The sequence below is a fragment of the Streptomyces anandii JCM 4720 genome (assembly GCF_014650655.1).
Lineage (GTDB): Bacteria > Actinomycetota > Actinomycetes > Streptomycetales > Streptomycetaceae > Streptomyces > Streptomyces anandii.
On the sequence record NZ_BMVJ01000010.1, the window covers coordinates 161188 to 167620 of the forward strand.

Here is a 6433-nt window from a genome sequence, read left to right on the forward strand (position 1 = left end):
TGCAGGACACCATGAGCGCGTCCTCCGCGGCCTGCACGGTCGCGAGGTCGCCGGGGGTCAACTCGTACCGGTCGTAGGGCAGGAGCAGGGCGCGGGCCCGGGCGGTGGCGGCGGGACCGCTGGGAGAGGGCGTGGCGCTCGGGCGGGCGCGGGGCGCGGGATGCGCCGGGCGCACCGCGTCCGCGGAGCACCCGGCGAGGCCGCCGGCCATGAGCGCTGCTGCCAGGCACATGCCAAGGTGGCGGTGGCGCATGTACCGGGAGGGATGCATCGTGGTCACCTCGGACTCTCGGGCGGCGGTGCGGGACGGTCCCGGGCGCGCGGCTCGAAGCACGAGGGCCGCGCGCCCGGGAACCGGAGATCAGCGGAACTTGACGCAGCTCAGCCGGTTGTCCTTGATGGCGTCGTTGCTGAGCTTCTTGTCCCAGGTGCCCGGGTAGGACGTGGTGTGGGCCCCGGTGCAGCCGACGTTCTGCCACAGGTCGACGTACCTGTTGGTGTAGTTCTTCACCGAGCTGGTCTGGTTGTCGACCTTCCTGCCGTTGTCGAAGTAGTTGTTCCGCAGGTCCTTGTCCGTCCGGGTCAGCCCGGCCCAGCCGCCCTTGAAGCTGTTCTTCTCGTACAGGTGGAACGTGCCGGACTGGATGTGAACCCGCCCGTCCGAAGCGCCGGCGGGCGAACCCGCGGCAATCGCGGACGGAACGAGCAGCGTACCCATTCCGAGCGCGGCGACACCGGTGACGAGTGCGGCCTTCTTCGCGAAATTCATTTCTCTGCCCCCTGTTTTCTCAGGTCGAATCACACGGAACTGAATTGCGCTGCCGACTCTGACAGAGAGAACACAAGGCTTGCGTCCCGCACGGGGTGGAGTGCGGGGTAAACCTTGGCGGTAGGCGGCGGTGGTGTACCGCCGCGGGTGCAGCCATCGTGATGGCCGCCGGCACGGTGTGTCGGTGCCTCCGTAGTCTCGGTCCCAGCCAGCAGAAGCAGGAGGAGCACGGCCTCACGGACGACGACCTCCGTGGCCGGCGTCCTCCGGCCGCGACCCCGGGTCGTCGCGCAGCGGCGAAGCAGTAGCCAGGAGAAGATCGACATCCGTCGGTTCAGGGGCCGCCCGGCACGAGAGCGGGTGGCCCTTCGGCCGCACGTGCAGCTCCGCCCACACGGTCTTGCCCGGGGCGGCCCGGCGAGGGCTGACGCCCCAGTCGTCCGCGAGGGCGGCGACCAGGAGCATGCCCCGGCCGGACTCGGAAAGCGAGTCGGTCGTCGGGGGACTGGCCGGTGGCCGTCTCCCGGCGCGGGTGTCGGCCACCTCGACGCGGAAGGTGCCCTCGGTCAGTGTGAGTCGGACGTGGAAGTCACGGCCGGGGACGTGACCGTGGCGGACGGCGTTGGCGGTGAGTTCCGCCGTGATGAGGGTGAGTGTCTCGTTGAGCGGGGTCGTGTAGGGATGGCCCCAGTCGTCCAGGCGGTGCGATACGAGTCGGCGGGCGAGGCGGGCACCGCGCAGCCGGAGTACGAGGTCGGGACGGGCATGTTGTGCGTGTTCGGGCGTCAGTTGAAGCTGTTCCGGGAGCGGGCGGACCTGGACCGCGCGAGGTTCGGTTCGCTGACCGGCTACTCGGCCTCGACGATCGCGTCGTTCGAGCAGGCAAGACGCATTCCACCGCCGAGGTTCATCGACCAGGCGGATGAAGTGCTGGGTGCAGGTGGGGTGTTGAGCGCGAGCAAGGAGGAGGTGGCTCGGGCTCAGTATCCGGCGTTCTTTAGGGATGCGGCGCGGCTGGAGGCGGAGGCCGTAGAACTGCATGTGTACGCGAACCAGGCGGTACCCGGGCTCTTGCAGACGGAGGAGTATGCGCGGGCTACTTTCTTGATGATGCGACCACCCATGCACGAAGAACTGATCGAGCAGCGGGTGGGCGCGCGCATGGTCCGGCAGGAGATCTTGTCCAGCCGTGATGCGCCCCTCGCCGGCTTCGTTATGGATGAGGCAGTTTTGAGGCGTTCCATCGCAGGTCTAGACATCCTGCGTGGCCAGCTTGAGCAGGTTCTCCTGATGGGACAGCGGCGGAACGTCGAGATCCAGGTGATGCCGCTCGACCGTGAGGAAAACGCGGGTATGGCTGGTCCCTTCACCTTGATCGAAACGAGGGAGGGGCGGAGGATCGCGTACGCCGAGGTACAGAACGTCAGTCGCCTGCAGACGGAGCGGGACCGCGTCCGTGCGCTGGAGGCCAAGTACGGGGATCATCAGGGCGCAGGCCCTGACTCCTCGTGAGACAGGGCCCTCGGCAAGCGCACCGCTTGCCGAGGGCCCCACGCACGTCCGCTCGCGCAACACCTGCAGTAGCCCAGGCGCCGTGCTTGCCGGATTCGGTTGAGACCGAGGTCAGAACGCCTTCAAATAGACCCTGGCGCGATCATCCTTGAGCGCCTGGACGTAGATGTCGATCCACTGCACCTTCTTGCGGCGGTCGTCCTTCACGCACGGGGGGCAGACACCCGCCGAGCGGGCTCCCTTCAGCGTCTGCGGCTCGGTCAGCCCGAGGTGCCGGAACAGCTCGCCATCCGGGGCGAAGTCGGCCTTCTTCACCTTCAGCGGTTCCTCGGAACGAAGATCCGCCGCGATGCCTTCGGCATTCTTCTCGCTGGTGACGAACGAGAGGAGGTAGATGTCCTCCCGGGGGTTGATCTGCACGGCTCCCTTGACCTCAGTCGCACCCTTGGGCGCCGTCACGTGCATGAACGCCGACGCCTCGGGCGCGCCGGCGTTCTCGTCCCACCGCGAGGTGCGCCCGTCGGTCACACGGCGATCGTCCGTGTCCGGGCCGGAGCAGGCGGAAAGCAAGAATGTGGCTGCCACTGCCGCCATGAGGAGGGCACCTCGTTTGGTCGTCACCGGTTCTCCTCGTCGCCGCGCGAGACGTCGCCGCGGGTTCCTTCTCGACCTTGGTCCGGCGGGCTCAGTGTCGATTTCGCACCGCTGTCCAGGTCGTACGTGTAGGTGGAGCTACTGCCTCGCATGTCGAACTCCCGCGCAAGTCCGGTCTTGTGCAACCGTCCCATCTCGGCGTCCGGGATCACCACGCCGCCGGGGAAGGTGGTCGACTTGCCGGCGTCCCAGTTGTACCGGTCCCACACGTTGGCCTGGTATTCAAGCGAAACCTTGGGCTTGCCGTCCGCCCCGGGGGTGACGGTGACCATCCCCGACACGTTCTGCTGGTGGGAGCCGACCGCGTGGAACCACTCGTCGCTTCGGAAGGTGCGACCGACCGCCTTGCTCTCCACCGGCACGACGACCGTCTTGTCACCACCGGCCTTCTCGAAGGCGTCGAGCCCCTGCTGTCGCCACGCGTCCTGGTTCTGGGCGATGTGGACCGAGACATCATCGCGAAATCCGGAATCATCCTTGAGGATGCGGTCGATGTCCAGGTCCAGTGGCTCACCCGATGCACTCAGGTAATGCTCCATGTTGCGCGACGCGGCGTTCTCCCCGCTGAAGTCGCCGCCGGCCGCGATGCCCTGCGCGCGGGCCAGGTACCACAGATCCTCGGCCGTGGGCTTCTCGGTGTTGAACGCGCCCGACCCCGCGTCAGCTGCATGCCAGTGATACAGCGGGCTCATGATCCCCGCCTTCCGCAACTCGTCGCCCTTCTCCTGAAGCAGGATGCCGCGCGTGACCGGATCGAGGCCGCGCCACCACTCGGCGACCGCCTTCTTGCCCTTGGGGACGTGCTGCGCCTTCGCCCTCTCCGCAAGCGACGGGTACGGGTCGGGCCCCGCTTCCCGGTTGAAACCGCCGATCGTGCCGTCCAAGGGGTCTTTGTCCTGCATCACGGAGGCGAGAGCGAGTTCGAACCCCTTGTCCGCGTCGTTCAGGGCCGCCACCGCCGAGTCCAGTTGCGCGGCCCATGTGGCAGCAGCTTTGCGGGCGCTCTCCTGGTAGTCGGGATCGTGCACGTAGGCCATGTACTCGCTGCGATCCAGCTTGGACGTGTCGAAGGCGACGGCGCCTTGCTCGGACACCTTCATGCCGGCCTTCACCGCGTCCTCTCGGACATACTCGATCTTCTTGCGAAGACGGCTGAATTCGGCGTGCGCGTCCCGGAGCAGTTCGGCGACGGCCTTCGCCTCGCTCTGCGCTCCCTGGTACTCCTTCCACGTCACGTCGAAGCGTGCGGAGCCGACGTTGGCACTCAGGCCCACCCATGTGTCACCGAGGGAGATGCCATGCACTTCCTGCTTGTAGGTCCGCGCGAGTTTGTCGAAGTCCTTGGCCATGGCGGCCCAGTCGTCGGCAGCCGTGGTGAGCTTCGACAGGTCGGTGCCCATGATCTCGTAGTACGTCACCATGACTGAACTCCTGTTGCGGCGCCCGCGGTGTGGTCGGACCCGTGCGATCAGAACGAGTCGAGCGCGGAGGACTTGCGGATGCCCAGCCCGATTCCTGTGTCCGTGTTCTGGAACAGCGTGTTCGTGGCGCGCAACGCGGCCTTCTCCGAGCCGAGGCGGTTCATCAGTGTCGTGAGCTGTTCGCTCCACGTCTTACGCGCGGTGTTCAGAGCAGGTCCGGTGAGCCACCCCTCAAACTCCCGTGCGGCTGCCCCCGTGCTCTCACCCGCCTGGGTGCCGTCCCTGTGGGTGTCAGGCTCCAGGTGCCTCTCGATCGCCTCGGCTGCCTTCTTCTTCTCCGCGGGGCTCGAAGCGAGATCCTTGCCGCCGGACGGCGAGCCTCCCCCGCCATCGAGGGGGGCCGCATGGTTCAGGCGCATCCGGGTGGGCGCCGCACCGCCTGGTGATATGTCGTCTTCGGTCATGATCTTTCCCCCGAGTATGATCAGATGCCGCGACTTTACGTGAGGCGCAGGTGGGGCTGCAAAGGGCTGGTGAGCAGGAAACCGGCCTCGCCGATGCGGTACGAACCGCGTCCGCGAAGTCGTACTGGATCCTCGGCGGCACGCGAATCCTGACGGCTCCTCCGCGATCTGCGGCGCCCAACCACCCGGATCGCCGGCCTCGTCCAGGCCGTCCTCACCCTTCATCTCCGGATCCAAGGGAGGACGGGGAAACGGTCAGTGCAAGCTGGCACTTGGAGCGCGGAGCTACTGTAAGTTCCTGCCATGAAGCAGGGTAAAGAGGTCGAGAACCCCGAGTCGCGTTTCTTCGCGGTGCTGCTGGCGGCAGCGAAGCTTCCGGGTGTGCGTATCCACAGGGAGGCGTACCTCCGAAGTGCGCTGGCTCGTCACTGCTCCGAGGAGGAGATCCGACGAGCGACAGAGGAGACTCCCGCCGCGGCGGGCATCACCGTCGAACTCCTCGACAAGGTCGCCAACGACTCCATCCGCTACGAAACCGCCAAAGTCAGCGCCCTCTCGGCCGCCGCCGGGATACCCGGCATTCTTGCCCTTCCCGCCACGGTGCCCGCCGACGTGGCCCAGTACGTCGGCCACATGCTGCGTATCGCGCAGAAGCTCGCCTATCTCTACAGCTGGCCCGATTTCTTCTCCGACGAGGGCGATGACGTCGATGACGCCACCGTGGGGGTGCTCACGCTGTTCTTCGGCGTGATGTTCGGCACCCAGTCGGCGAACGCCGCTGTGGGGAAGGTCGCGGGGATGATGTCGGAGCAGGTCGCCAAGAAGCTGCCTCAGAAGGCGCTCACCAAGGGTGTCGTCTATCCCATAGTGAAGAAGGTCGCGGCCTACCTCGGCGTCAAGATGACGAAGGAGTCGTTCGCGAGGGCTGTTTCGAAGGCCATTCCTCTCGTGGGGGCGGCCGTCTCGGGCGGGCTCACCTTCGCGACCTACCTTCCTATGGCCAAGAGGCTCAAGAAGCACCTCGCAGGCCTGCCACTGGCGGACCCGTCGCACCGAGTGATGGAGGAGGACATCGTGGACGGTGAAGTCGTGGAAGAGGACGAATCTTTCGCCACGGCACACGCTGAACCGCACGGCGCGGACACCGCTGCTGTCACGCTGGAGCAACCCAGGTCCTGACGCCCTGAGTGCCCTCCTGGCCGCCCGGCATTTTGTTGATGTAAGCCCTTGGCAGGCGCGACCTTGACGGACGCCGTGAAGGGGATGACGCCCAGCTCGACCGTGTCCGTGCCGATCAGGCCGTTGAGACGGTCGAGTTGACTCGCCGGCGCCGAGGGCGGAGACATCGGCGACCCGATACCGGGGGCGGCGCACGATGGACCGAAGCCCCGCCCTCCTGCCGACCGGGCCACCCCCCGAAGTAGTTCAGCTTTCATGAACATGTAAGTTCACACAGCATCCATGTTCTGCACCACCTCTTCACGTTCCTCGGGGGATGGCTCCATGCTTCACCAGAAGTACATCGGCGCACTGGGCGCCGTCGCCCTGTCCGTGACGCTTGCCGCCTGCGGCAGCACAGCCGAGCCCGAAGCCGCGAAGCCTGCCGCGTCCAA

At 66.7% G+C, this 6433-nt stretch carries 6 protein-coding genes and 3 pseudogenes; 2 read left to right on the top strand and 7 right to left on the bottom strand.

Annotation, left to right across the window (positions count from 1 at the left end; genetic code table 11):
* The 3 genes and pseudogenes from IE249_RS19675 to IE249_RS19685 form a co-directional block, all read right to left on the bottom strand.
* A pseudogene (locus IE249_RS19675) lies at positions 1–271 on the bottom strand (hypothetical protein); the annotation flags it as partial.
* A gap of 90 nt (positions 272–361) precedes the next feature.
* Positions 362–769: a peptidase inhibitor family I36 protein gene (locus IE249_RS19680; RefSeq protein WP_189706259.1), complete on the bottom strand. Its 408-nt coding sequence runs from the start codon at positions 767–769 to the stop codon at positions 362–364.
* Positions 770–1003: 234 nt separating this feature from the next.
* Positions 1004–1558 (bottom strand): ATP-binding protein, encoded by a 555-nt coding sequence (locus IE249_RS19685; protein ID WP_189706458.1) that lies wholly within the window; start codon positions 1556–1558, stop codon positions 1004–1006.
* Here IE249_RS19685 and IE249_RS19690 point away from each other — a divergent pair.
* Positions 1451–2285 (top strand): annotated as a pseudogene (locus IE249_RS19690) (helix-turn-helix domain-containing protein); the annotation flags it as partial. The gene IE249_RS19685 and the pseudogene IE249_RS19690 overlap by 108 nt on opposite strands.
* A 107-nt stretch (positions 2286–2392) precedes the next feature.
* On the opposite strand, the gene IE249_RS19695 reads toward IE249_RS19690, so the two are convergent.
* The 3 genes from IE249_RS19695 to IE249_RS19705 are packed head-to-tail and all read right to left on the bottom strand — an operon-like array spanning position 2393 to position 4820.
* Positions 2393–2902, bottom strand: coding sequence for a hypothetical protein (locus IE249_RS19695; RefSeq protein WP_229858851.1), 510 nt, complete (start codon positions 2900–2902; stop codon positions 2393–2395).
* The gene (locus IE249_RS19700) at positions 2899–4356 is read right to left on the bottom strand and encodes a hypothetical protein (protein WP_189706260.1); all 1458 of its coding nucleotides are present in this window, start codon (positions 4354–4356) and stop codon (positions 2899–2901) included. Before IE249_RS19700 ends, IE249_RS19695 begins: the two co-directional genes overlap by 4 nt.
* 47 nt (positions 4357–4403) lie before the next feature.
* Complete coding sequence (locus IE249_RS19705) at positions 4404–4820, bottom strand: hypothetical protein (RefSeq protein WP_229858853.1); 417 nt, start codon at positions 4818–4820, stop codon at positions 4404–4406.
* Between the two features lie 303 nt (positions 4821–5123).
* Between IE249_RS19705 and IE249_RS19710 the strand changes: the two genes are divergently transcribed.
* A complete protein-coding gene (locus IE249_RS19710) occupies positions 5124–5999 on the top strand; it encodes a hypothetical protein (RefSeq protein ID WP_189706262.1) in 876 nt (291 codons plus the stop codon).
* A 44-nt stretch (positions 6000–6043) separates the two neighbouring features.
* Here IE249_RS19710 and IE249_RS37880 read toward each other — a convergent pair.
* Positions 6044–6172: pseudogene (locus IE249_RS37880) on the bottom strand (transcriptional regulator); the annotation flags it as partial.
* Positions 6173–6433 lie beyond the last annotated feature (261 nt).

Coding starts and splice junctions, on each gene's coding strand:
- IE249_RS19700 (WP_189706260.1), bottom strand. CDS start 4,356: ATGGTGACGTACTACGAGATCATGGGCACCGACCTGTCGAAGCTCACC.
- IE249_RS19710 (WP_189706262.1), top strand. CDS start 5,124: ATGAAGCAGGGTAAAGAGGTCGAGAACCCCGAGTCGCGTTTCTTCGCG.
- IE249_RS19705 (WP_229858853.1), bottom strand. CDS start 4,820: ATGACCGAAGACGACATATCACCAGGCGGTGCGGCGCCCACCCGGATG.
- IE249_RS19680 (WP_189706259.1), bottom strand. CDS start 769: ATGAATTTCGCGAAGAAGGCCGCACTCGTCACCGGTGTCGCCGCGCTC.